Below are 23,650 nucleotides of genomic sequence, written 5' to 3'. Positions count from 1 at the left end.
TTGTTTCTGTCGTTCTTTCGCCCAAAATCCCCCCGTAGTTTCGCAGTATCAAAATATAGATGCCATGCGAAACCCTGTGTTGTATTACCTTGGATTGATCCTGCTGGTGAGTGCCTGCACTGCTGAACCAGCAGTTGATCTCAGTGCCGATCCCAGTATTCCGGCCTTGCTGCAAAACAAACTAAAACTCCAACACATCAAAACCCAGCAACGGGCTTCAGCTACCCTGGAACACCTGTTTATTGAAAAAGCTGAGGCACAATTTCCCCTTTTTGCCCAGGAGGCCGATTTCCACAACCTGACCATTCTCCACCACGACTGCTTTGACATTTACCTCAGCCCTCTGGATGAGCCGGGGGATTATTTGGCCTTGTTGCATTCTCCCGGACGCAGCACCCGACTGCTGTTTGTTGAATGGGGCTTACAAAATGGCCTTTACTACCAACAAGTGTTGGCTGCCAACGGAGAAGGGATCCGTTACTTTGAAGGAATGGGTTTTGAAGGTGAAGAAAATGCCGCTACCTATGCCTATGTTGGCTCCCTCTACAAATGTTGTTATGGCCTGGAGGCTGCTCCATTGAGTTGGCTAAACCGCTTTAAGCAGGATTGGACCGAGCTTTTGCAGAACGATGCCAAAGAATTGGCCGTTTGGGTCAAAGGGATACCCGTAGGTGGTATTTTGGCCCTTTATGGATATGCTGGGGTATACCTCGATTGAGCCCCATTACTCCTTTAACAGCAGCGTAGCGTACTTGATCCGTTGTCTTTTCCAGGTATAAGTGATGTGGATGCGGCCGTCGGAACCCTGAATCACTGCCGGGTAGGAAAACTCCTGCTTGGGTTCTTCTTCCAGGGCCATGAGTTGTTTCCAGTTTTTGCCATCCTTGGAAAGGGCGATATTCAAGGGTGAGCGATCCCCTCCCCATTGACGACTGCGTTTGGTTACGTGGTTGTATACGATGAGTTGGCGGCCGTCCTGCAGGGTCAAGGCATCAGTGCCGGAATTCGGATTGGGCAAACTGGTCTTTTTGAGCGGTGACCAACTTTTACCTTGATCCGTTGAAAAAGCTTCCAACACGTAGCCATTTTTGCTGCGACACAAAATTTGTAAACGCCCATCCGAGTGGAACAGCACACTGGGCTGAATCGCTGAAAATTCTTTGCCGTCGTTGATGGCGGGAGTTTTACTCCAGGTGCGCCCTGCGTCTTTGGTTGTTTCAAAGTGTACCCGCCAGCCGTCATGCTCGGAACTGCTGGGGCACAGCAGGGTGCCATCCTGGAGCAAAACGGGTTTATTTTTGATGGGGCCAAGGATGCCATCGGGGAGCTTTTCGGATTTCGACCAACTTTGGCCCCCGTCGGTGGAGCGCATCATCATGCCCCACCACTCGGCGGGGCTTGGCCCTACTTTGTAAAACAACAACAACTCGGCGCCGGGCATTTGGAACAAAACGGGATTCCAGCAGGGATAGCGGAGCGTTTCATTCTGTACCCCATTGGCAACTTCCACGGGGGTGGTCCATTTGCCATCCACTAGGCGACTGGTCCAGATGCCTACGTCCTTGTGCCGTTCGTGGGTACCGCCAAACCAGGCTGTGATCAGACCCTGCGGCGTTTCCGCAATGGTGGAAGCGTGGCAGGAGGGGAAAGGGGCGGTTTCGTAAATGAACTCGGATTTGAAGTTGGTGCTTTGGGCGGAGAGGTTGAGGCTGAACAGGAGCAGCGCGAAAAGCAGCTTGCGCATAGGTTTTATTTTTTGAGGCAAATCAAATTGTACACAAGGGTTTAACAGTAGGCTAGACCCGACGCTTTATATATTCTTCCGGATAATCCCGGACTTTCCAGGCCAAATGATCCAGATAACGTTCTCCCTCTGCCTCAAACCCCGCTCTTTCTGTTTCGTCCAGCTTGAAGGTAATTGTATAAATAGCCACCGTGCCACAGACCACTTCCAGAATGAAGTCTTCTTCGGATTGAGAGAGAATGTAGTCCCAGTTTTTATTGATGAGTTCCTGCATTGCAATTGCATTCGAGAGCGTCATCCTTTAGTGTGTCTTAAGTGCCTTGTGTTTCTTAGGTGGTAAAGAAATTTATGATCTGCTTTTCTTTTTTCACCACCTAAGAAACCTAAGAAACCTAAGGCACTTAAGCTACACCTAAGTACCGCACAACCTATGGATTGAGCGCTGCCAGAAAGGAAAATCTATTTTTTATTCTCCCCAAACAAATCATTGAGTATCGCCGCCAAACGGTAGCCGCTCAAAGTCAACTGTTTGCGCACTACTTCCTGCCCTTGTTCCAAATAAAAGGGAGTAGGTTCATCATTAGGCCGCAGGTATTGGTTGCGCCCCTGATCGTCTTTGCCTTTGACGCCGTAGACATATTTAGCCGCCAGCTTATTGCTTTCCAATGCCCAAAAATCAGGATCAAGCGTTTTTATATTGTCGAAACTTTTTTCAGGATATTGCTTCATTAGGTCTTTCGCCAGATCCCGGACACTTTCAATTTGGGCTTCAGTGAGAGGCACTTTGGGTTTGCCGAAAGGGCGAAGATCGTTGTATTTGCTCAGTGCACCACAGCCATCGTCCCACATGGCATGGAGGTTGCGCCAGGTACCTTTCAAGGGAAACAGGTTGCCCCCGGCGTCGCCACCAGGTATGTCATTGGTAAAGCGAGCTGTAGCGTGCAAGGGCTGATGTAAATCGCTGACAATGTGCACTAAAAAAGACAAAAAGCGGGCCTTCTCCATGGGCTTGGCCTGCGGGGCTTTCAAAATGCCGTTGCATTGATTGACCGCCCAAATGGCATTTACCTCTGGTACATCATGCACCACCAAACCATCATTATTGATTGGATAATCCGCATAGTGCCACGTGTCATAGGTATGGACGCCATCCGCTTTGAGGTCATCGGGCCAGGGACCGGTAACAATAAAGTGGTTGACCTGAGGGTAATCACGCGCCAGCACTGCGGTCAGTGAATCCACCTTGGCTTTGGCTTTTTTGTCCAGATTGAGGTACGCAATCATGGCGGTCACCATGTGGCCGTGATCCCACCAGGCCTTGGCCTGGATACCGCCCAAAAGCAAGATTATTACAAAACATATTTTTTTCATGGAAATCCCAGTAGTGGCGACCCTTTGTGGTCGCCCAATAATGAATAATATTTTTCAATCAAACCAACCCCAAATCCACCTGAATCGCCTTCACCTTCGCCTTCAGGCTTTCCAGTGTAGCATCATAATCAGCCGGATCATTCAGTGGCGCATTCACCGATACATAAAATTTAATCTTAGGCTCAGTGCCACTGGGGCGAGCCGATACCTTGGTGCCGTCTTCCAATATGAGTTGGATCACATTGGAAGCTTCAATCCCCATGCCTTGAGTGATGGGGGTTGTTTCTCCTGTACGCAGGTTTTTGCGGGTCAGGCTTTTGTAATCCAAGACCTCAATAGGAGCTGAACCTGCTACTGAGCTGGGCAGATTGCTGCGCATATCTGCCATCATTTTTTGGATTTCTTCCGCCCCGGCTTTGCCTTTTTTGGTCAAAGAGATCAAACCTTCGTAGTAGAAGCCATGCTTTTGGTACATCTGAGTCAGAAAGTCAATCAGACTCAAACCCTGGTCTTTGGCATAAGCAGTGAGTTCGGCGATCATGGCGCAAGAAGCCACCGCGTCTTTGTCCCGTACAGCATCTCCAATCAGGTAGCCGTAGCTTTCTTCACCACCTGCGATGAATTTAGATTGTCCTTCCAGTTCCCGAATCACCTGCGCGATGTATTTGAAACCCGTCAAGGTATTGTAGCATGGCACCCCATAAGCAGCACACATGGCATCGATGATATTGGTGGTTACGATGGTTTTGGCGACAAACTCCTTGCCTTGCAATTTACCTGCATCCTTCCATGCTTGCAAAAGGTAATAAATGATCAGGCTGGCCATTTGATTGCCATTGAGCAACTGCCATTCGCCTGCCTGGTTCTTTACGGCTGCCCCCACGCGGTCAGCATCGGGGTCCGTGGCGATAACCAGATCAGCATCCATCGCTTTGGCCTGCTGCATGGCGATAGACATGGCCTCTTGTTCTTCGGGATTGGGGTATACCACGGTTGGGAAATTCCCATCTGGAGTAGCTTGCTCCTGTACAATATGAACGTTGGTGAAGCCAATTAACTCCAAGGCCTTAGGTACTAGCGTAATACCGGTACCATGGATTGGAGTATACACGATTTTGAGGTCGTGTTGGCGTTTGATGACTGCTGGGTTGATGCTGTTGGCCTGGATGGTTTTCAGGAATTCCACATCCACTTCCTCTCCAATCATGGTGATCAGATCGGCATTGCCATTAAAGCGAATATCTGATAGGGATTGGATTTTGTTGACTTCAGCTACAATGTTGGCATCGTGGGGTGCAACTACCTGGGAGCCATCGGTCCAATACGCCTTGTAGCCATTGTATTCCCGAGGGTTGTGGGAAGCAGTGATCACAACACCACTGTGACAACCCAAATGCCGGATGGCAAAGGACAATTCAGGTGTAGGCCGCAGGGCTTTGAACAGAAAGACCTTGATGCCATTGGCTGAAAAAATATCGGCCACAATTTGTGCAAATTCCGGCGACATATTGCGGCTATCATGGGCGATGGCTACTTTGATTTCTGTCCCGGGGAAATTCTGGTTCAAGTAGTTGGCTAAGCCTTGAGTAGCTGCCCCTACCGTGTAGCGGTTCATCCGATTGGAGCCTACCCCAATGATGCCGCGTAATCCTCCGGTACCGAATTCCAGATCCTTGTAAAAAGAATCGATGAGTTCGGTTTCATTGTTGGCATCCAGCAAAGCCTGAATGGCCGCTTTGGTTTGGGCATCGTAATTGCCATCGAGCCAGCTTTGGATCCGCTGGCGGGTTGGTGTATCAATTGCGTTCGACATGGTTGGCGCTTTTCGGACTGTTTTCGATTGAAAAGTTAGACAGGTGTAAAACTAGGTTTTTTATCCATTTTTCAATGACCAAAAAAGAAAAAAGCGGAGCATTCGCCCCGCTTTTTCCAAAATAAAATCTTAAGCAGTAATTGGCTTTTAGAATTTACTCACCTTGGCATGCCAACGGGTATGCGCTGTTTCCAACACCAGGAGGTAAATGCCTTTAGTTTGGTCTTGTAGGTCGAGGCTGAGGGTATTTTGTCCAGTCCAGAGCTGATGTTTGCTGGTTGCGACAAGCTGCCCTTGGGTGTTGTACACTTTGAGCAAGGCAGAAGACTCGACCGAGGTTTCTACATTCAAGGTACTCACGCCATCGGTTGGGTTGGGGTAAACTTGGGCATTGAATTCGAAATGGCTGGGCAGCGCACCTGTACGCAATCCGTTTTCATTCAGTTTGGAAGGCATTGGAGCACCAGAAAGATTGGTGATGGTTCCGGTGTAACATGGATCAGGCACAGGCATGTACTTGACTGCGTGTGGAATCAGCACGGCAGCAGTACATGTGGGTATTTTCCCTTCCTCCCAGTTGCGGCAATCGTTCCAGTTGCTGGAGCCGCCGTTGCTGGTCCAGATCGACTTGGTAGTAGCGGACGGAGTGCTAGCTGCGGTGATGCTGGCTGGGGCCGAATAACTCACTTTTACATAACACTTCTGACCATTGTAGCCCGTATTGGTGTTGCGAATTTTGATGGTCAACCAGCGGTTGGAGGCATTGCTGAAGCTACCCGTCACACTGGCGGTGCTGCCACTTTTGCTATGGATTACATTGCCTGCCAAGTCGCAAAAATTGATGGTCAGGCTACTGCCAGGAGTGCCCAGGGTGATGGCATAACTTACCGTGCTGCTTGATTTGGCATAAATTTTACCCACTACCCGGTCGTTGGGCGAGTTGTCAGGAGTGCGCCCGCCCTGGCCCAGAGAGCTACAGTGGCTATCACCGAGGTCGTTGTCCATTTCCCATTCCTGATCGGTAACGGCGCTGCGTTGAGGGGTGTAGTTAAGGTGGGCAAACATGTTGGCAACGGTGGTGAAGGGGGTATTGCCAGGTACGGGGGCCCATACTGAATAGCCATGTCCATAAACACCGGAGGTAGTGTGACCAACTGCTTTGGTTTTGATGTAAACCCGCTTGTCGCCCTGCACGGTGGAAGTCATGGTGCCGTTAGCGCCGGAATAATCCATTAGGATGGTGCCTGGGGCAAAATCGGAATCGATCCACAATTCCTGATCCGTGCTGTACTGGTCATTCACACCGATGATAGCCTTGGCGCTGCGCTCAATCACGAGGTGGTTATTGGAGCTGGAACCACCTGGATACCAGGCGCCTGCTTCGGCACTGCGCACTTTGTAAGCCCCTTCTTTGAACTGCAATTTTTGGTGGCATTTAACCAGATTGTCTACGTCGTTCCAGTTGGGCAAGTCAGTAGTGCTGGTAGGAATGTGCGAGTAACGTTTACCCGTGGTCCCAATGTTGAACATGTCTTCAAAGAATACAATCGGGTTGCCGTCCATGGCCATAATTACAGCGTAAGCAGCCGCCATGCGAGGCTCGCGGGGGTCGATGTGTTTGCCATTGCCACCCAGTTCCTGGCCTTCATTCCAACCTGTGGCATCACCCAGTCCCTTCAGGAAATCCCCATTGGCAGTGAGATAAGGGCGATAGGTATCGTGGCTGTTTACAAAAGGAATGGTGCGGTGAACCCGGGCGGAAGGAGAGGCATAATCGTTGTACCGCTTGCTTTGCTGCAAACCTGGCAGGTTGGCCAGATTGTAGCTGCCACTCATGTTTTGGGTCACCATTTCGTACAAACTTCCGCCGGAGCCATAAGCGCGCAGGTTGAAGTCAAAAGTACCGGTATGCTCTTCATAGCCATAGCCTACGCTGGCCTGGGCCATGTTGGTCACATAGCCATCCAGGTCGCCTGTGCTCCCGATCCATTCGCCGATGTTGAGCATGGAGTACCCACCATTGGCCCAGCCGATGTCATATTTCACCCGGCGGCTACCATCGCGTTGGGGGTAAATGCTAAAGTGTTTGACCGCATCCCAGCGCAGACCATCTACACCACTTTGTTTTTTGAACCATTTCAACCAGTCAATGGCACCATTGTACATGTAATCGTAGCCTTGGGCAGGATTGTGGTAGGGGCGGGTAGCGGGATAACCTGCTGGTACTCCGGAGGTAGGTATGTTTGAGCTTTGGCCGTAGGAAGTGGCGGTATAATCGATGTCTGGCCCAAAATAGGCGGAACAGATGTCCCCGGTAGTACAATTGTTGTTGTCGTTGGGGTGGAAGTTGCGGTAGTTTTTAGCCCAGCGGCCGCTGCGCGTCCAGTAATCGTTTTGCGACTCGTCGATGGCAGGAGTGGCATAGCTGGCGTAGCGGAAGTTTTTGTAACCCGAGTTGCTCTGCATGGAGAAGGCATTGGGATCTTGTCCTCCGGCGCCGCTGGTGGTGCCTGCGCCGTCCACGTGGTTGAGCACGATGTCCTGGATGACTTCAATCCCGTTGGCGTGCATTACGGCGACCATGCGGAGGAATTCGTCTTTGGTGCCCAAGCCAGTAGCAGTTGTAGGGCTTCCCTTTTGGAACTTGTCACCCAGGTCGTAGTGATCCATGGGGCCATAGCCGACCCAGGTTGGCGACTGGTTTTTGTAAGAGGGTGGTACCCACACGGCATCCACGCCGATTTGTTTGAGGCGGGGTGCCAGTTCGGCCAGGTAGTTGGCCCAACCATTGGTATAGTTGTTGTTTTTGTAGTCCCACCAGAAACCCTGGAAAACTACTTTTTTGATTTTAGTGGTTTGGGCCTGGCTAAAGTTGAGCCCAACAAACAGCATCAACAGCAGTAGGGGGAATAAGCGTCTGATCATAAATCGGTTATTTAAAGCATGAAGCAATTGGAAAATTCCATGGTCATGCCGGGCTGATTTCGGGATGCAAAATATAACGAGTTAAAACGTGGAGCGTACCACTTTTTATAAAAGGAACCTGTAATAATTTCAGAATAAAAATTTGAAAATCAATTCTTTACTGATTTTGGACGCGAATTTTTTACAAAGTGGTACTTGTAAGCGAACGATTTTGGGGCTACAATTATTCTTTTTTCCATTTTCCAAATGACTGAGAATGTTCTTCGTAGATGGCTTTTCCCGAAGCCAGCAGCGCTTGAACGTATTGGGTTTGGGTGCTCAATTGCAATAAATGGTTGTTCAATTCCTCGGTTTTGGGGAATGACTTTAGGTCGAGTGCCGTGAGTTTTTGTAAGTCCTGGAGGTTTTCTTCCAGAATATTGAGGTTGTTTTGAATTTTTAAGGCTTCAAACTCATTGATTTTGGAAAGGCTATCCATTTTTTGTTGCCACAAGGGGATGAAGATGGCGCAGGAGTCGAGGGTAGCCTGGGCGAGTTGAAGTTCGGCAGGGGGATTGTTTTTAGAGGGCTGGGATGTGGAAGTTTGGCAGCCCCAACTAAGTGTGCCAAAAAGGATAATGATGATCAGGAGACGCAGAACAGACATGGTTTTGAATTTGTGGATAAAAACATGAGTTATCCCGAATTTTCAAAATAATTCCAAAGCGACATTACTTTATCACAAAGGAAAAAAAGAGGGCACAAAGGACACAAAGCAAAGCGTCGTCTACGTCTGACTCTGTGTCCTTTGTGCTTCTTTGTGTTTCCTCTGTGAAAATTATGTCGCTTTGGAATCAGATGTTCAATAAGAATTATTACTTCTTCCAAGGCAATTGCGTCACCCGCAATGCAGCCAAATAGCCCAAACGCAAACCTTCGTCACAATCCATACGAAAGTGTACACCCAATGGCAAGCGGCTGTAGGCATCTTCTACGCCCAATTCGGCAAAGTTGGTATAGGTTCTGGCTTTTGAGACGAACTCGGTGCGCCCTTTGTGGCTATCGTCGGTCATCTCATGTGTTCCAAATGCGTGAGTTAAGATGGCTGCACCAGCCCCACCAAAACCTGAGTGGCCAGAAGGATAAGCTGGAAATTCTGGAGTCATACCCGAGACACTCTTGAGCGGGTTGTTCAGCAAGGTTTTCCAGTTGGGATCCATCACGCGACGGATGTACGAGATGGGCCGCTCAACATTGTAAGTGTATTTGGAATTCCAGACGGCTACGGCTACATCACTCAGGGCCATGCCCATTTTGGCATAAAGCTCCACGGCTTCATCCAGTTTCATCTGCTCCTCTTCAACCATTTGATTGGCAATGGAAATGAGGCGAGCAGCTGGTTCAAAAGTCAATTCAAAAATGTCATCACTCCAATATTCGGCAATCCACTTGTCCTCGTCGGTGGCATTGTCTACCCACAGTTTTACCTCTTTGGCCTGGGTGTAGAATTTAGAATTGGGATCTTCACTCCAGGCAATTGGTGGTTTGGCCGTTTTTTCACTTTCTTTCAGTGCAAAAGTTCTCACTTTGCCCCAATAAGGGAACAATGCAGGCGTATAGTCAGGGAAGGTGGGCTGCCACAATTTTTCTCCTTTTGCGCCAGTAGTCGGTGGAGTGTAAGTGCTGGGGCGAGGATTTTTGAAGGCTTCGTGGCCCGCAGCATCGGTTTTGCTCCACTCGTAAACCGCTTCAGCCACTGCTTTGCCAAAGGCAATGGAGCGTGTGCTCACTTCACTGGAAACTTTGGCGGAAAACTCGGTGGTGATGGCTTTTTCCAGCACATTCATCTTGTCAAAATAGGATAAATTGACATGTGGGTAAAACAGTTTGTAACTGGTTGCGTATGCAGCATTGGCGGCAAGTGGCCAGCTGTATTCTTTGCCCGTCTCCACTGCAGGTAAGGACAGGGCAGTGAAATGTTTCGCCAGAGAATTGTTGTTGGGCATGCCGGGTACAATGGCTTCGTAAGCGGCCAGTTGGGTATAGGCCATCATCCGGGCTGCTGCTGGTGGGCGATAACCAGGAGCGTAGCGGTCAATGTCCAGCATCAGTTTGTTCCATTCCAGGGGAACTTTGGCGCTGTAAGTGCTGGCGTACTTGTCTGCTACATTGAAATCGTCGTCGTTGTCGGGATTACAACTGTTTAGCATCATGAAGCCGATGGCAACAAGTGCCCAAAGGAGTTTTTTTGATTGAAAAGTAAAATTCATGTTAGAGTACTTATAAGGTTAACAAATAAAAGATCAGGAGCTACCAACGCAACACGTTGATAAACTCTCGTTTAGAGTCAAAATGATTAGGAATGCTTAATTGGGTAAGGTTATACCAAAGACATGGGGGTGTCATGGTGTACCTCAGGGAATCTGCCTGCTGAAAGTTGCAGGCAATAGCTGTTTGCTGAGACAAACCTAGGCAGCATCAGAAGCCTTATAAAGTACAAATTTACGATTTTCTGGATATTATGGGTTTTAATTGAATATTTATAAAAAATTGAATATCATAAAAATAACATCAATGTTTTTACGGTTTACTGGTTTTTAAAATGGGGTGAAAGGGTAGGGGTGATAAAAATCACCATAGGCACAACCTAGCAATACTTCCGTTCCCTTATCTTGTTTGCACAAAACTCAAAAACAACTTATGCGCTTAATGAATTGCTTTCAAAAACAATTGACCCTCATGGGTTTGACTGTTTTTCTTGTGCTGCAGCTTGCCTTCCGTTTTGTGGAGATGGAAGATAACACTACCTTTTATGTACTGGCCCCCAGTGGCCTGAATCTGCGCAAGGACGCCGATCCCAATTCCGCCAAACTGGACCTGGTTCCATTGGGCGGAAAAGTAACGCTGGTCACTCCACCTGCTGCCAAAAACATGAACATCGACCAACTCAGTGGTGGGATGGCCCAAGTGAAGTACGGGACTAAAACGGGTTATATTTTTGATGGTTACCTGTCGAAATTTCCGCCGCCCAAAAAGGCCATCAACACGGAAGGCGAGTACAAGATTGAAACCTATGTGGAAAAACTCCGTGAAGTTCCCGACGCCACCGTGCTGCACGAAGAGCATACGATGGACTATGGGGGGATATACTCCTCAGAAAGTTCGATCCATTTATCGACTCAAAACTGGCAGGAGGCTTTTTTGATCGCCAAATTGCTGATGAACATCCCACCCAAATTGCTGTACCCCAAAGTTAACCGGGCGGTTGAAACCATCATTCCCAACCCCGACAAAAAGGAACAGGCCTGGTCGGATGAGTTGAAAGTGGAACGGGATAAAACCGGGCAATTGATCAGCATCAGCTATTATTATCGTTCGGAAGGCGGCGGCTGGGGAGCGGTGATTTCCAGGAGTACAGAGGAAGCCGGGGGACAGAAATTGTTGAAGATTGCTTATACGGGGATTGCGGATTAGGAGTCTTTTCATTTGGCCACGAAGGCACAAAGTCACTAAGGAAGCATTGGTCACTTTGAACATTGACAAAGCGACATTTTATTAGCACAAAGGAAAAAAGAGAGGACACAAAGAACACAAAGCGAAGCGTTGTCAACGTCTAACTTTGTGTCCTTTGTGTCCTCTCTTTTTTCCTTTGTGCTAATTTTCTTCATTTTGGTTTCACATTTAAACTTCGTGATGGTCTATGTCTCTCTTATGGGCTTTGAGGCTGGAAATCCTCTGTCTTACGAACAAGTTAAACACGATTTTTATGCAAAAGGCTCTATCTCTATTTATCGTGCTAACACTTTGTTGTTGTCAAGGCTCAAGAGAGTCTAAATCACAACCTAACGTAGCACAACTCACTGCTATTTACCAAAGACTTCCCTTGCAATACCAGAGCTTGGACTTTGCTCAATTGTTGTTGCTTAAACCAGTTGATCAACAGATCACACTCAAGCAGGCATTAGACGCAGTTAAACGCCGCCAGGCTTTTGATTCTTTGTATTTTAGTTTTTTAGGAAAACCTTTTTCGAGTTTTATTGGAAGCACTATTGTTCGAACAGACGTCCCAAGTGCAAATGGAGATTCAGTTGAAATTCTAATACGCCATTCACAGGCTTTGACGACAGTTGTTGAGACCTATTATATTGGCATTGCTGGTTTACAATTCAAGCGGTTCATCATTGATCAAAACTGTAATCCTCAAACAGGTTCAAAACCATTGACATCAGGGTGTTTTTCTGTTTTAGACCAAAAAGCCCTTCCTGCAAATCCTGATAACCTTGCTGAGATTAAGGATTATTTGAATAAATGTGACTTTTCTGGATTTCCCGTAAAGTTCAATAACTCTTGTTTTGATGGCGATTATGTAACCATCTACCTAAAGAATCATGGCCAATATCAGGTGGTTTACGCCCATTGCCCTGATGAATTACATCCACTTAGGATCATCCTCAATAAAATGAAGCATTTTCTGGAGCTTAAGTAATTATTTATGTTTTTATTTGATGAAAAATAAAACATAATTTTTAGTTTTGTCAACTAAACACCACCAGATGCTACCACAACTCGCTCAACTCTTCTACCGGGAACTCCAAAAAATCATCGAAAACGACCAACTTGACGCGGCAGCTCAAACCGAGGCCTGCTACCAATTGCTCGTGGTGATGCTGATGGAGGCGACTAAGGAAGAGCGACTGCGTTTTGTGAACCTGTTCTCGCGCATGGCTTTCGCGGGACAAAAATTTCAACTGGACAAAAAACTCCAGTTTTACCAGCATCATTTCCGCAAGGTGGCTCAAGAAGTGCGGCAAAAAGGAGACTTGCGTTCGGATCACCATTTTTTGCCGGGTTTTGCCTACAAAGTCGTTTTGGAAACCATCCAGGGCCTCAGCAAAATCCCTGCCCCGAATGCCCTGCTCAACCAAACGCCCCCCAACTGGCCCCAAACCTTCCGCCCGGTCGACATCAAGGAATACCGCCCGGTGGTGCGGGTGCTGGCGCTGGAGGATCGCCCCAAGGAGCAATGCCTGCTGGTCAAAGACGAAAGTAGACCCGACGAAAACATCCTGGTCAAATACAATCTTCCCGAGCGCAATGAGGGCTTTAATCCCACCATCAAAGCCTTGCGCCAAACCTTTGGTTTCCCCATCCTGCTCAATCTGTTGGAAGTAGAAGTAGATACCGAAGGCTACTACCGTCCCCAGGCTTTTGTGGTGGAGCCCGACCATTTGGTGGATGTAACCGGGGTGGCCGAGTGTTTTGACACCGACCATACCGTGCCAGAAACCTATTTGTTGAAGAAATTTCTGCCCTTTAGTTCCAGTTCGGCCTTGCTGCTGGGGCATATCGCCAACTTTTTCCTCGATGAATTGATGCACAAACCCCAGCAGGATTTTCGGGACGTGTTCGTAAAAGTATTCGCCCTCAATCCCCTGGCTTTTTGTTTGTTGGATAATCGGGAACTGGCCGACTTGCACCACCGTTCCCAGGCTCATTTTGTCAACTTGCAACGAGAAATTGTACAAAGTTTCCCCGCTCAGGGCATTCATCCCGAGCAATGTTACCTCGAACCCACCTTTTATTCCAACATTCACGGCCTCCAAGGGCGTTTGGATGCCCTGTACCGCCACGGCAACAAATCAGCGATTGTGGAACTCAAAAGTGGCAAACTCTTTAAACCCAACCAGTTCAAAATCAATACGGGGCATTACATCCAGACCTTGCTTTACGACCTGATTATCCGGGCCACCTATGGCAAAGAAATTGACCCAACCAGTTACATTTTGTATTCCGCGCTAGAGACCGACAACCTCAAGTTTGCCCCGGTCAATCGCAGCAACCAATGGGAGGCGCTGCAGGTACGCAACCACATCCTGGCGCTGGAGCACACCTTGCAAGGACTGGGCTTACCTGGCCAAGGCGAAGACAACCTCGAAGACCATACCCAGCGTCTGCAAAACCTGATGGCCGATTTTCGTTTTCAATCCGCCAGCAAGTTTGCCCAGCGCGATCAGGAGCATTTTCAGCGGGTGTACAGCGCCTTGAGTGAATTGGAAAGGGCCTACTTTACCGCCTTCACGGGCTTCATTGCCCGCGAGCACAAACTGGCCAAAACCGGTCTGGACGGCATCGAAAGCATCAATGGTCAGGCTGCCCTCTGGCTGAATCCCTTCCACGAAAAGCAGGAGCATTTTGAAATCCTGAGCCACCTGCAAATCACCGACAACCAGGCGCGGGCCGATGAAGCGATCATTCGTTTTGCCCGCAGCGAACATACCAATCCGCTGGCCAACTTCCGGGCTGGCGACATCGCGGTGTTGTACCCCTTTGTCAACGAGGAGCAATCGCCTTTGCGTAACCAGCTTTTCAAGTGCAGCATCATTGAATTGAGTGCCCAAACGGTGACGGTGAGTTTGCGATCTCGCCAATTCAACGACCAGATTTTTAAGGAATACGCCTGGTGGAACCTGGAGCACGACCTGCTCGACAACAGTTTTACCGCTCAATACCGAGGCTTGTTTGAGTGGGGGAGTAGCAGTAGTTCCAAACGGCAACTCTTGCTGGGCATCACTGCGCCCGCCGCGCCTCGGCAACTTGCCGCCAGCCCAGCACCCGCCGAAATGACCCTGGAACAACAGGAGATTTTCCAATCCATCCTGGCTTCGCAAGACTACTTCCTGCTTTGGGGGCCTCCCGGCACGGGCAAAACCAGTGTGATGCTCAAACACCTCGTGGGGCATTGGGCCGATCATACGCAGGACAACCTCTTGCTGCTGGCCTATACCAACCGGGCGGTGGACGAAATCTGCGAGGCCATCGAAGCCTATTCGCCCAGCATGCGCAGCCAGTACATCCGCATTGGCTCCCGCTATTCGACTGCGCCCGCCTACCAGGATCGACTGCTGAGTGTATTGTCGCAGCGCATCAACACGCGCAAAGACCTAAAAGAATTGGTGGAGGGGCACCGCATCATGGTGGCCACGGTGGCTTCCATCATCGGCAAGCCCGAGTTGTTTGCCCTGAAAAGCTTCCAGCGGGTGGTGATTGATGAGGCTTCGCAAATTTTGGAGCCAATGTTGGTGGGTTTGTTGCCGCGGTTCAAACACTTCTTGCTGATTGGCGACCACAAACAGTTGCCCGCCGTGGTGGCGCAGGATACCGAATTGTCCAAGGTGTACGATACCCGTTTGTACGACATCGGCTTGTACGACCTGCGCAATTCCTTCTTTGAGCGTCTGTACAAACGCGCCCAAACCCAGGGCTGGCATCATGCCTACGCCCAGCTAAGCCACCAGGGCCGCATGCACCAGGACATCATGGCCTTTCCGAGCCGCTATTTTTACGAGGAACGCCTGCGCATTTTGCCCCCCGATACCCCCGGGCACGAGGTGCAGGTCAAGGTACTGGAACACCCGCTGGAACTGGAAGCCCCCGTACTGGAACAGGCCCTGCGCCAACAACGCATGATTTTTTGCTCCACCCCTCTCGACAACGTGGGCGCTGCGCACAAAACCAACCGCTACGAAGCGGAATTGGTGGGGGAACTGGTGGAAAAAATCCAGGCTTTGTACCAGCAGCAAGGACGAAACTTCACCGCGCGCAGCGTGGGCATCATCACGCCTTACCGGGCGCAAATCGCCCAAATCCGCCAGGTGCTCTCCCAAAAAAACATTGACCTGGACCGCATCACCATTGATACGGTGGAGCGCTACCAAGGCGGGGCAAGGGACATCATCATCATCTCACTGAGTACCAACACGGTGAATCAGTTTCGCTCGCTGATTTCGCTGTCGGAGGAAGGGGTGGATCGGAAGTTGAACGTGGCGCTGACAAGAGCAAGGGAGCAGTTGATCATTTTGGGGAATGGGGATTTGTTGAGCGGGAATGAGGTGTATCGGGAATTGATGGGAGTGTGTTTTGGGGTGTAGGTAATTAGTGGAGTTTAAATTAACTTTGGGAAAAGAATAAAGCTCCGATGAAAGAAAATGAATTGTTACAACGAATCACCATTCTTCCTGAGGTGTGTCACGGGAAGCCGACTATAGGTGGGTTGAGGTATACGGTTGAGGGGATTTTGGACTATTTTGAGCTAATCAATTCCAGCAAAGAAGCCGAACTGGCCTATGCCAATTGGTACTACCATTTGCCCAATGAGCGCAAGGCGCAGATCATGAGCGACACCTTTGAATTTGGGGTGAATACCGTACTGTACAATTACCGCAAAGCCCATCCTTTTTGTGCAGAAGCAGAAGCGCTGTTGTTTTACATGGAGCAAAACCTCAAGTCCCATTTTTCGGAGAGCACCTGGGCGTTTGTTCGGAAAACCATGGAAGAGAAGGCGGAACAGGAATGGAAAAAGCGTTTCAAAGCGATGAAGGATGACCTGGATTGGTCTTACACCGACATGGCGAACATTATGGACAGCGACAGTGCAGATGCTGTAAAATCCTCGGTTTCGCGAAAACTTCCTGGCTTTGCAAAGTTGGCCATCGGGGTGTATGAGTCGATGCAGGGGAAAGTAAGTAAAAGCATCAACCCCTGATAATTCTCCTTCCCATTCCCTTCCAAACCTTCCTCAAATTTCCTATCTTTGCGGCACTTTTTTAAACCAAACGCTAAGCAGACCACATCATGGCTTTCCGCAAAGAAAAAGACAGTCTGGGCTACGTAGATGTACCCGCTGATAAGTACTGGGCCGCACAAACCCAACGCTCCAAGGAGAACTTCAAAATTGGTGGGCACTTGATGCCCCTGGAAATCATCCGTGCTTTCGCCATTTTGAAAAAAGCCGCCGCTTTTACCAACTTTGAAGCTGGCGTGTTGTCCAAGGAAAAAACCGATTTGATCGCCCAAGTGTGTGATGAAATTTCGGAAGGAAAACTCGATGACCAATTCCCCCTGGTGGTATGGCAAACCGGGTCGGGCACCCAATCCAACATGAACGTCAATGAGGTGATCGCCAACCGCGCCCACGTCCTCACGGGCGGGACTTTGGAGGATGCCAAAAAGGTACTGCACCCCAACGACGACGTCAACAAGTCCCAGTCTTCCAACGATACCTTCCCTACGGCGATGCACATTGCCGCCTACAAAATTTTGGTAGAAACCACCATCCCTGGCATCGAACTGCTGCGCGACACCCTCAAAGCCAAAGCGGCTGAGTACATGAAGGTGGTCAAAATTGGCCGCACCCACTTGATGGATGCAACGCCGCTGACCTTGGGCCAGGAGCTGTCTGGTTACGCAGCGCAATTGGACTACGGCATCCGCGCCATCAAAAATACCTTGCCACACGTAGCCGAATTGGCTTTGGGTGGTACTGCGGTAGGTACAGGCTTGAACACCCCTCCAGGATATTCTGAAAATGTAGCAAGCCACATCGCAAAATTGAGCGGCTTGCCTTTTGTAACGGCGCCCAACAAATTTGAAGCCCTGGCTACTCACGATGCCCTGGTTGAAGCCCACGGTGCGCTGAAAACGGTTGCGGTTGCCTTGATGAAAATTGCCAACGACATCCGTTTGTTGGCTTCCGGCCCACGTTCAGGGATTGGCGAAATCATCATCCCTTCCAATGAGCCAGGTTCTTCCATCATGCCTGGTAAAGTGAACCCTACCCAGTCCGAAGCCATGACCATGGCCATGGCGCAGGTAATGGGTAACGACGTGACCATCAACATCGGCGGTATGAACGGCCATTTTGAACTCAACGTGTTCAAACCGGTTATCATCTTCAACTTCCTGACTTCGGCGCGTTTGATTGGCGATGCTTGTGTTAGCTTCAACGAAAATTGCGCGGTGGGCATTGAACCGAACTACGCCCGCATTACGGATCAACTCAACAATTCCCTGATGTTGGTAACGGCGTTGAATACCAAAATTGGCTACGACAACGCGGCCAACATTGCCAAAAAAGCACACGCTGAAAATACCACGCTGAAACAAGCCGCCATCGATTTGGGCTTGTTGACCAGTGAACAATTTGATGAGTGGGTTCGGCCTGAAGAGATGATTTAGGACTGCCTTCCGCTGGTACAAGTCTGCCTACGCTGGTACAAGTCTCCAGACTTGTACCAGTATTTTCGCGTCTCTGACGCATAAGCAACGCCAAAAAACTGAGTTTTGTTGATATTGGTACAAGTCTGGAGACTTGTACCAGCAGATCCTTGTACCAGCGGATTGCGTAAAGTGTTCCATTCAGCCGAAAATCTTACGTTAAATAGCTTTCGGAAAGTCTGAAACTTTCCGAAAGGCGTTTTTGATTTGTCGATAGACATCCAATTGCCTGCATCCTAAACCCCACAACCAGTCCACCCATGCACCCGATAAAACAAACAGCCAGTGGCTACGTCTACGAACAAGGAAGCACCCGCGGTATTCCCGGCGTGATGGTCAGCAACCAACGCCAGGTCGTTTTGACCGATGAAAACGGTTACTATGAACTGCCGCTGGAAGAAGACTGTAGCATCATCGTTTCCAAACCTACCGCCTATAGCTTCCCGTTAAACGAACACCAACAGCCACAGTTTTATTACCTCTACCGCCCCAATGGCTCGCCTGAGCCAGAGCGTTTGATTCCTTATCCGGCCATTGAACCAACGGGGGAAGTGCCGAACCCGCTGAATTTTTATTTGATCAAAACCGAGCCCAAGGCCGATTTTACGGCCATTTTGATGGGCGACATCCAGCCCGAAACCAGCAAAGAAGTTGAGTATTTTCGTCGTTTGGCTGTTCCTGCTTTACAACAAGAACAGGCTGACTTTATGATCCCCCTGGGCGATTTAGCCTGGGATGAATTGGAAGTCCACCCCGAAGTGCAGGCCGCCATCGGCGAAATTGGCAAACCCTGGTACGTAGTTATGGGGAACCACGACATCAACATCCAGGCTACTCAAAATCGGTATGCTCGCGAAAGTTTCCAGTACTTTTTTGGTCCCACCTATTATTCCTTCGATTACGGGCAAGTGCATTTTGTGGTGCTGGATGATGTGGATTATAGTGGCTGGAACCTGAAACGCGACGAACAAGGCATCACCGAAGGGCGACTCGATGCCCGACAGTTGGAGTGGCTGGCCAATGATTTGGCCCTGGTTCCCAAAGACAAATTGGTTTTTATCCTCTCCCATATCCCCATTTATACCAAAACGGCATCTCATAATCCTTACCGGAACATCATGAACCGACGGGATTTGTATGCCTTGCTCAAAAAGCGACCCCACTTGTTTGCAGCTTCGGCGCATACCCATACCATCGAGCAGGTGGATCTGCGTGAAGGAGGCTGGGAGCAATGGAATGGCCCCTTTCCAGAACTGATTTCCGGAGCCATTTGTGGCGCCTGGTGGCAAGGGCCACTGGAAGAAGACGGCCTGCCCGTGCGCATGGCGATGGACGGGGCACCCAACGGGTACTTTGTTTTCCAGTTTTCCGGCACCACTGTGAGTTACAAATTCAAACCCTTGGGGGTACCTGAGAGCAAATCGCGTTATGTTCTGCGTTTTCCACGAAGCCTTGGTTCAAGTGCCAGCGAGTTGGTCGTCAACGCTTTTGCTACCCCGCCTGAAGCCTCGATTGAGGTGAGTTGGAATGGGGGCGAGTTTATTCCCCTCAAACAGTTTGAAGGAACGGATGCCTATGTGACAGATTTTTTGACCACTCACCGCGATAAATACGATATCTGGATGGGGGCCAAAGTGAACCTGCACTTGTGGAAAGGCGTGTTGCCCAAAGGCCTGGGGGATGGCAAACACCAGCTGGAAGTCAGGATTGTAGAAAAGAATGGGGAACAGTACGGCGGTGTGCATTTTTTGGAAGTCAATACACTGGCCAAAACGAAAATTAAGGGGTAGTCCGCACTACTGTACATTTTACTCGGAGGACATCAATTGCCCCTGGCTTCAGCCTGGGGGCTTGGGAACTCCCCGGATTTGGGCTTTAGCCCTGGCTTAAAAATTGAGGCTGGGGCTGAAGCCCATCAAGAAGGGCAATCTCGGTCCACGCGCTAAAGCACGTGGCAATTGATGTCCTCCGAGCAAAATGTACAGTAATATGGGGATAAGTTTAAACAAAGGTTTGTCTACCCAATTGCAAAACCATAACCTCTACTCCGTAATCACATCTATTTCTGCATAACCAGAAGCAGTATTTTGTACATTTTGAATTGCCCTTAGCTTGATGTAACGAGCTTTGATGGAGCCAAAAGATTTGGTCTGCCAAAAAGGATTGTTTTTGATGTTGGCAAATTCGCCTTCACTGACCAGTTTCCACTCCTGGTTGTCTTCCGAAACAAAAAACTGGTAATGGGTGATGATGCTCCCATCTGCCCACCAATTTTGATCTGGCAAATAGCGGAACCCCTTTAAATTTTCCAGCTTGCCCAAGTCAATCACCAGATCAACGGGCATCTTGGCATTTCTGCTTTGGTGCCAATTGGTATTTACGTTTCCATCCAGGATTCTGGACACATTTTTGTCTTCGATCCCGAGAACCTTCCAGTTGGCTCGGGCAACATCAAATTTTTCCTCGGTGAGGGCACTGCTTTTTCCCGTAACCGGATTGTAGGCGATGGCTTTGACCTCAATTTTGCCACCATTGGTTTTGATCAATCCAGTGTATTTGTTGGATTGTACAGTGGGCGTACTGCCATTCAAGGTATAATATATTTCAGACTCTGGATCGGCGGGCGTGATTTGGATGTCGCCCGATTGTTCGCGCACAATGGAGGGCGGGGTCAAAATTTGAGGTGCTTTGTATACCCCAATATTCGAAATAAGTGGGCAACTCTTCGAATCGGTGATGGTGAACCGCAATTGGGTAGCCTCAACGCTTGGAAAGCGAAGAATACGTTTGTATCCGATCGTGGTTTGTTTGGCTAGTTCCTTCCAAACTCCATTTACCAGGGCTTCCACCGTAAAAGCCTTCACCCTTTGCCCCAGGCGGATGTACTCCTGCACCAAAAAGCGGTTGAAGGTGGTTGGTTTCGCAAAGCGGATGGTCAAGGCCGCTTGATTGACCCCATCGTCAGTGGCCCAATAAGTCTCTTTATCTGAATCTATGGCTTTGCTGGCATTGTATTGAGCGCTTTTGCCCCGAATATTGGAGGCTTTTGCACGGGCTTTTTCCACCAGGTTGACAGCAAAAACCTCTTTGACGGCCTGGGCAAATTCCAGCGCGGCTTTTTCATCTTTTTCATGGATCAAGCCATTCGGCATAATCGGGAAATTGAGCAACAAGGTGCCATTTCGACCAACAGAGTGGTAGTAGGTATCCATGAGCTGAGGCAGGGTTTTGACCTTTTTGTCCTCACGTTCGTGATAAAACCATTCTGGGCGAATGGAAGTATTTACTTCGCCAGGCACCCAACTATCGCCATTTTCCACACCATGACGCAACATGTCTTCTGGCACGTCCCCTTTTGCATTCAATAAACTCCAGTTGGTTTCCCCCACATAACCAGCTTCGGTGCCCACCCATCTGAGATCCGCCCGATCGCCACCGTCGTTCCAGATGACGATGTTGGGTTGGAGTTGGCGAACCAGCTTGTAGGTGTTTGGCCAGTCATAATAGGTTTTTGCATCAATTTTGCGGGTCTCATTGGCCCCGCCATAATAGCCTGAGCCACCATTGGCCCCATCGTACCACACTTCAAAAATGTCGCCGTAGTTGCTCAAAAGCTCCTTTAATTGATTGCGGAAGTAGGTGATGTAGGCTGGCTTGCCGTATTCTGCGTGGTTGCGGTCCCAGGGGGAGAGGTAAACGCCAAATTTCAATCCGTACTCTTTACAAGCATCGGCCAATTCTTTCACAATATCCGCCTGGCCATTGCGCCAGGGTACGTTTTTTACAGAATAGTCGGTGTATTTGGATGGCCATAAACAAAAGCCACTATGGTGTTTTGCGGTAAAAATGATTCCTTTCATCCCGGCTTCCTTACAAATGCGTGCCCACTGCCGGCAATCCAAGTTGGTAGGGTTAAAGATTTTTGGATCTTCATCACCCTTGCCCCAGGCCATATCGGTATGAGTGTTGATGGAAAAATGGATGAAAGCGTAGTACTCCATTTCCTGCCAACGCAATTGATTTTCGTTTGGAACTGGCCCGAATGCGCTCGGCGCTTTTACTTGGCCAAGAACAGGAAGGATTAACCCCAGGCAAAAGAATGCCCCAATAACAAAGCCTTTAGTGTGCATGTTTGTTGTGTTTATAGTTCCATTTACTGGGGTAAGGGGCGATAAAAAATAAGTGCTTCATTTTGTCAAAGGAATAGATAAGTAAACGGTTCATTTTAAACGCCTTATCTAATCCTTTGGCTCAGGAAAAATGAACACTTATTTTTGCCCCACTACCAAGGCTGCAAAATAAAAAAACAAAATGGAAGTAGGGGTAAAAGCCCGTTCGAACAAGTCTCCCTATCAACAATTTTATACTCTACACTAGCACAATTTTATGAGGTATTGTACAACCTTCTTTCTGTTCGTAAAGGTAGCATTAGGTGGGCTCTTTTCCTTTTTCTGGTAAAGTTGCTCGTATCCATTTTTCTTGCCCACAATTGGAACATGGTTCAAAATGCTGGCCTTTGCGAAAATTATCCGTGTAAGCACAAGTGGTGCAGCTGTAAGGATGACTTTCTTCTGCCTTATCTTGAACCTGCTTGTAAACGTTGTCGTCAATGTGCTCTTCCGGAAGGATGCCTAGCCCTGGTTTGATCTCATCTTTGCTGAAGCACCAAACGGAAAGCATTCCTGATGTTTCGAAAAATGCACGTTTTACTTCTCCCAAATGCTCCACACCCTTTCCCCGGAGGAAACGATACAGGTCTTTATGGCTGAGGTTGTTTCGAGTCAAAGCATCTGGAAGGATCTGACCATTTTTCACCAAACAGTCTGCCTCGCCCTCCATTAAGGTCTCCAAATTTTTGTTCTGGTTGATCAGGTATTCTATCCCAATCTGCAAAAATGCGATGGTGGTAATCACTAACATACCATGTAAAATGGGAACCTCGACATTTAGCATCGGATCACCTACCGCCGAGCCAAAGCTGATGATAATGGCCAGCTCCAAGGTTGACAATTGTCCCATGCTGCGTTTGCCTAAAAATCGCAGCAATAGGATGGTGTAGAGGTACATGATGATGGTACGCACGACTACCTCTAACAAAAAGCCGTAGTGAAGGTCACCAAAAAACATCCGGTGAAAATCTAATATCTCCTTGGGTTCCATCTGGAATTGGGTTGTTCTGGGAAGTTAATGCACTAGGGTGTATGTTACAACAATAAGCCGGGCAGTAGTGATGCGACTGCCCGGCTTATGCAATATTGATACAACTGTGGTTATTGGAAAAAATGGGAATTAGCGTCCGCCTTCTTTATTGCCAACATCATCACTGATTGTTTCCTCGTCTCGCTCATAATCGACAGATGACTTATCCTGATCCCATTCATCCTGTTCAGGATTGCGATTTAGGTCATCTTTATTCCAATCAGTGTCACCTTGATTCTGGTTTACATCATCTTGGTTGTCATAATAGTTGCCGTAAATAGGTGATTTACCCTCTGGATTCCAATCGTCGGTGCGGGGATTGCGTTTCACGTCTTCTTCGTCCCAACCTTGGGTATTGGGAATGCGATTGACATCCTCGCGATCGACGGCCGTAGAAGGATCGGTACGGGGATTTTTTTGTGGATCTGGCATAACAATGCGTTTTATTAAAGTGAACTGATCATTAAGGTCATGATTGAAAGGAAAAAAATTATGCCAAGACTGTTTTACTAAAAATTAGTCCTTTTTGTAGGGCATCTTACCCAATTTGGGGTATTTAGGATGTT

General features: G+C 48.7%; 17 protein-coding genes. 7 read left to right on the top strand and 10 right to left on the bottom strand.

The window, feature by feature from the left end:
* Positions 1–64 precede the first annotated feature (64 nt).
* Positions 65–718: a hypothetical protein gene (locus ACO08K_RS08860; protein WP_421796037.1), complete on the top strand. Its 654-nt coding sequence runs from the start codon at positions 65–67 to the stop codon at positions 716–718.
* A 6-nt stretch (positions 719–724) separates the two neighbouring features.
* Here the strand turns inward: ACO08K_RS08860 and ACO08K_RS08855 are convergent, their stop codons facing one another.
* The 7 genes from ACO08K_RS08855 to ACO08K_RS08825 all read right to left on the bottom strand — a co-directional run bounded on the left by ACO08K_RS08855 (position 725) and on the right by ACO08K_RS08825 (position 10,102).
* Positions 725–1,744, bottom strand: coding sequence for a sialidase family protein (locus tag ACO08K_RS08855; RefSeq protein WP_421796036.1), 1,020 nt, complete (start codon positions 1,742–1,744; stop codon positions 725–727).
* 52 nt (positions 1,745–1,796) lie between these two features.
* Positions 1,797–2,018 carry a hypothetical protein gene (locus ACO08K_RS08850; protein WP_421796035.1) on the bottom strand — a complete coding sequence of 74 codons (222 nt, stop codon included), beginning with the start codon at positions 2,016–2,018 and terminating at the stop codon, positions 1,797–1,799.
* A 185-nt stretch (positions 2,019–2,203) separates the two neighbouring features.
* The gene (locus tag ACO08K_RS08845; RefSeq protein ID WP_421796034.1) at positions 2,204–3,115 is read right to left on the bottom strand and encodes a S1/P1 nuclease; all 912 of its coding nucleotides are present in this window, start codon (positions 3,113–3,115) and stop codon (positions 2,204–2,206) included.
* A 58-nt stretch (positions 3,116–3,173) separates the two neighbouring features.
* The gene (locus ACO08K_RS08840; protein ID WP_421796033.1) at positions 3,174–4,928 is read right to left on the bottom strand and encodes a phospho-sugar mutase; all 1,755 of its coding nucleotides are present in this window, start codon (positions 4,926–4,928) and stop codon (positions 3,174–3,176) included.
* A gap of 147 nt (positions 4,929–5,075) precedes the next feature.
* Positions 5,076–7,853, bottom strand: a complete 2,778-nt coding sequence (locus tag ACO08K_RS08835; RefSeq protein WP_421796031.1) for a T9SS type A sorting domain-containing protein — start codon at positions 7,851–7,853, stop codon at positions 5,076–5,078.
* 223 nt (positions 7,854–8,076) lie between these two features.
* Positions 8,077–8,499, bottom strand: a complete 423-nt coding sequence (locus ACO08K_RS08830) for a hypothetical protein (protein WP_421796030.1) — start codon at positions 8,497–8,499, stop codon at positions 8,077–8,079.
* Positions 8,500–8,707: 208 nt separating this feature from the next.
* The gene (locus ACO08K_RS08825) at positions 8,708–10,102 is read right to left on the bottom strand and encodes a phosphatase PAP2 family protein (protein WP_421796029.1); all 1,395 of its coding nucleotides are present in this window, start codon (positions 10,100–10,102) and stop codon (positions 8,708–8,710) included.
* Between the two features lie 430 nt (positions 10,103–10,532).
* Between ACO08K_RS08825 and ACO08K_RS08820 the strand changes: the two genes are divergently transcribed.
* From ACO08K_RS08820 to ACO08K_RS08795, 6 genes are all read left to right on the top strand, one after another.
* Entirely contained in the window at positions 10,533–11,306 is a 774-nt protein-coding gene (locus ACO08K_RS08820; RefSeq protein WP_421796028.1) for an SH3 domain-containing protein, read from the top strand.
* Between the two features lie 292 nt (positions 11,307–11,598).
* The gene (locus ACO08K_RS08815) at positions 11,599–12,318 is read left to right on the top strand and encodes a hypothetical protein (protein WP_421796027.1); all 720 of its coding nucleotides are present in this window, start codon (positions 11,599–11,601) and stop codon (positions 12,316–12,318) included.
* A 67-nt stretch (positions 12,319–12,385) separates the two neighbouring features.
* Positions 12,386–15,760, top strand: a complete 3,375-nt coding sequence (locus ACO08K_RS08810; protein WP_421796026.1) for a DEAD/DEAH box helicase — start codon at positions 12,386–12,388, stop codon at positions 15,758–15,760.
* Positions 15,761–15,807: 47 nt separating this feature from the next.
* On the top strand, positions 15,808–16,374 hold the full coding sequence (locus tag ACO08K_RS08805) for a DUF433 domain-containing protein (RefSeq protein ID WP_421796025.1): 567 nt from the start codon (positions 15,808–15,810) through the stop codon (positions 16,372–16,374).
* Between the two features lie 89 nt (positions 16,375–16,463).
* Positions 16,464–17,846, top strand: coding sequence for a class II fumarate hydratase (fumC, locus tag ACO08K_RS08800; protein WP_421796024.1), 1,383 nt, complete (start codon positions 16,464–16,466; stop codon positions 17,844–17,846).
* A 299-nt stretch (positions 17,847–18,145) separates the two neighbouring features.
* Positions 18,146–19,675 carry a calcineurin-like phosphoesterase C-terminal domain-containing protein gene (locus tag ACO08K_RS08795; RefSeq protein ID WP_421796023.1) on the top strand — a complete coding sequence of 510 codons (1,530 nt, stop codon included), beginning with the start codon at positions 18,146–18,148 and terminating at the stop codon, positions 19,673–19,675.
* A 252-nt stretch (positions 19,676–19,927) separates the two neighbouring features.
* Here ACO08K_RS08795 and ACO08K_RS08790 read toward each other — a convergent pair whose 3' ends face one another.
* The 3 genes from ACO08K_RS08790 to ACO08K_RS08780 form a co-directional block, all read right to left on the bottom strand.
* Positions 19,928–21,886, bottom strand: a complete 1,959-nt coding sequence (locus tag ACO08K_RS08790; RefSeq protein ID WP_421798301.1) for an alpha-L-fucosidase — start codon at positions 21,884–21,886, stop codon at positions 19,928–19,930.
* A gap of 427 nt (positions 21,887–22,313) precedes the next feature.
* Entirely contained in the window at positions 22,314–23,045 is a 732-nt protein-coding gene (locus ACO08K_RS08785; protein WP_421796022.1) for a DUF421 domain-containing protein, read from the bottom strand.
* Between the two features lie 129 nt (positions 23,046–23,174).
* On the bottom strand, positions 23,175–23,516 hold the full coding sequence (locus tag ACO08K_RS08780; RefSeq protein ID WP_421796021.1) for a hypothetical protein: 342 nt from the start codon (positions 23,514–23,516) through the stop codon (positions 23,175–23,177).
* Positions 23,517–23,650: the final 134 nt, after the last annotated feature.

Source organism: Haliscomenobacter sp. (assembly GCF_965225875.1).
In the GTDB taxonomy this organism is placed as follows: Bacteria; Bacteroidota; Bacteroidia; order Chitinophagales; family Saprospiraceae; genus Haliscomenobacter.
The sequence above is the reverse complement of the archived record's forward strand: the minus strand, read 5'-3'. Positions and strand labels throughout refer to the sequence as shown.

Bases quoted from the DNA above. Each gene is read 5' to 3' on its own strand.
- ACO08K_RS08860 (WP_421796037.1), top strand. From the start codon at position 65: ATGCGAAACCCTGTGTTGTATTACCTTGGATTGATCCTGCTGGTGAGT.
- ACO08K_RS08855 (WP_421796036.1), bottom strand. From the start codon at position 1,744: ATGCGCAAGCTGCTTTTCGCGCTGCTCCTGTTCAGCCTCAACCTCTCC.
- ACO08K_RS08850 (WP_421796035.1), bottom strand. From the start codon at position 2,018: ATGCAGGAACTCATCAATAAAAACTGGGACTACATTCTCTCTCAATCC.
- ACO08K_RS08845 (WP_421796034.1), bottom strand. From the start codon at position 3,115: ATGAAAAAAATATGTTTTGTAATAATCTTGCTTTTGGGCGGTATCCAG.
- ACO08K_RS08840 (WP_421796033.1), bottom strand. From the start codon at position 4,928: ATGTCGAACGCAATTGATACACCAACCCGCCAGCGGATCCAAAGCTGG.
- ACO08K_RS08835 (WP_421796031.1), bottom strand. From the start codon at position 7,853: ATGATCAGACGCTTATTCCCCCTACTGCTGTTGATGCTGTTTGTTGGG.
- ACO08K_RS08830 (WP_421796030.1), bottom strand. From the start codon at position 8,499: ATGTCTGTTCTGCGTCTCCTGATCATCATTATCCTTTTTGGCACACTT.
- ACO08K_RS08825 (WP_421796029.1), bottom strand. From the start codon at position 10,102: ATGAATTTTACTTTTCAATCAAAAAAACTCCTTTGGGCACTTGTTGCC.
- ACO08K_RS08820 (WP_421796028.1), top strand. From the start codon at position 10,533: ATGCGCTTAATGAATTGCTTTCAAAAACAATTGACCCTCATGGGTTTG.
- ACO08K_RS08815 (WP_421796027.1), top strand. From the start codon at position 11,599: ATGCAAAAGGCTCTATCTCTATTTATCGTGCTAACACTTTGTTGTTGT.
- ACO08K_RS08810 (WP_421796026.1), top strand. From the start codon at position 12,386: ATGCTACCACAACTCGCTCAACTCTTCTACCGGGAACTCCAAAAAATC.
- ACO08K_RS08805 (WP_421796025.1), top strand. From the start codon at position 15,808: ATGAAAGAAAATGAATTGTTACAACGAATCACCATTCTTCCTGAGGTG.
- fumC (WP_421796024.1), top strand. From the start codon at position 16,464: ATGGCTTTCCGCAAAGAAAAAGACAGTCTGGGCTACGTAGATGTACCC.
- ACO08K_RS08795 (WP_421796023.1), top strand. From the start codon at position 18,146: ATGCACCCGATAAAACAAACAGCCAGTGGCTACGTCTACGAACAAGGA.
- ACO08K_RS08790 (WP_421798301.1), bottom strand. From the start codon at position 21,886: ATGGAGTACTACGCTTTCATCCATTTTTCCATCAACACTCATACCGAT.
- ACO08K_RS08785 (WP_421796022.1), bottom strand. From the start codon at position 23,045: ATGGAACCCAAGGAGATATTAGATTTTCACCGGATGTTTTTTGGTGAC.
- ACO08K_RS08780 (WP_421796021.1), bottom strand. From the start codon at position 23,516: ATGCCAGATCCACAAAAAAATCCCCGTACCGATCCTTCTACGGCCGTC.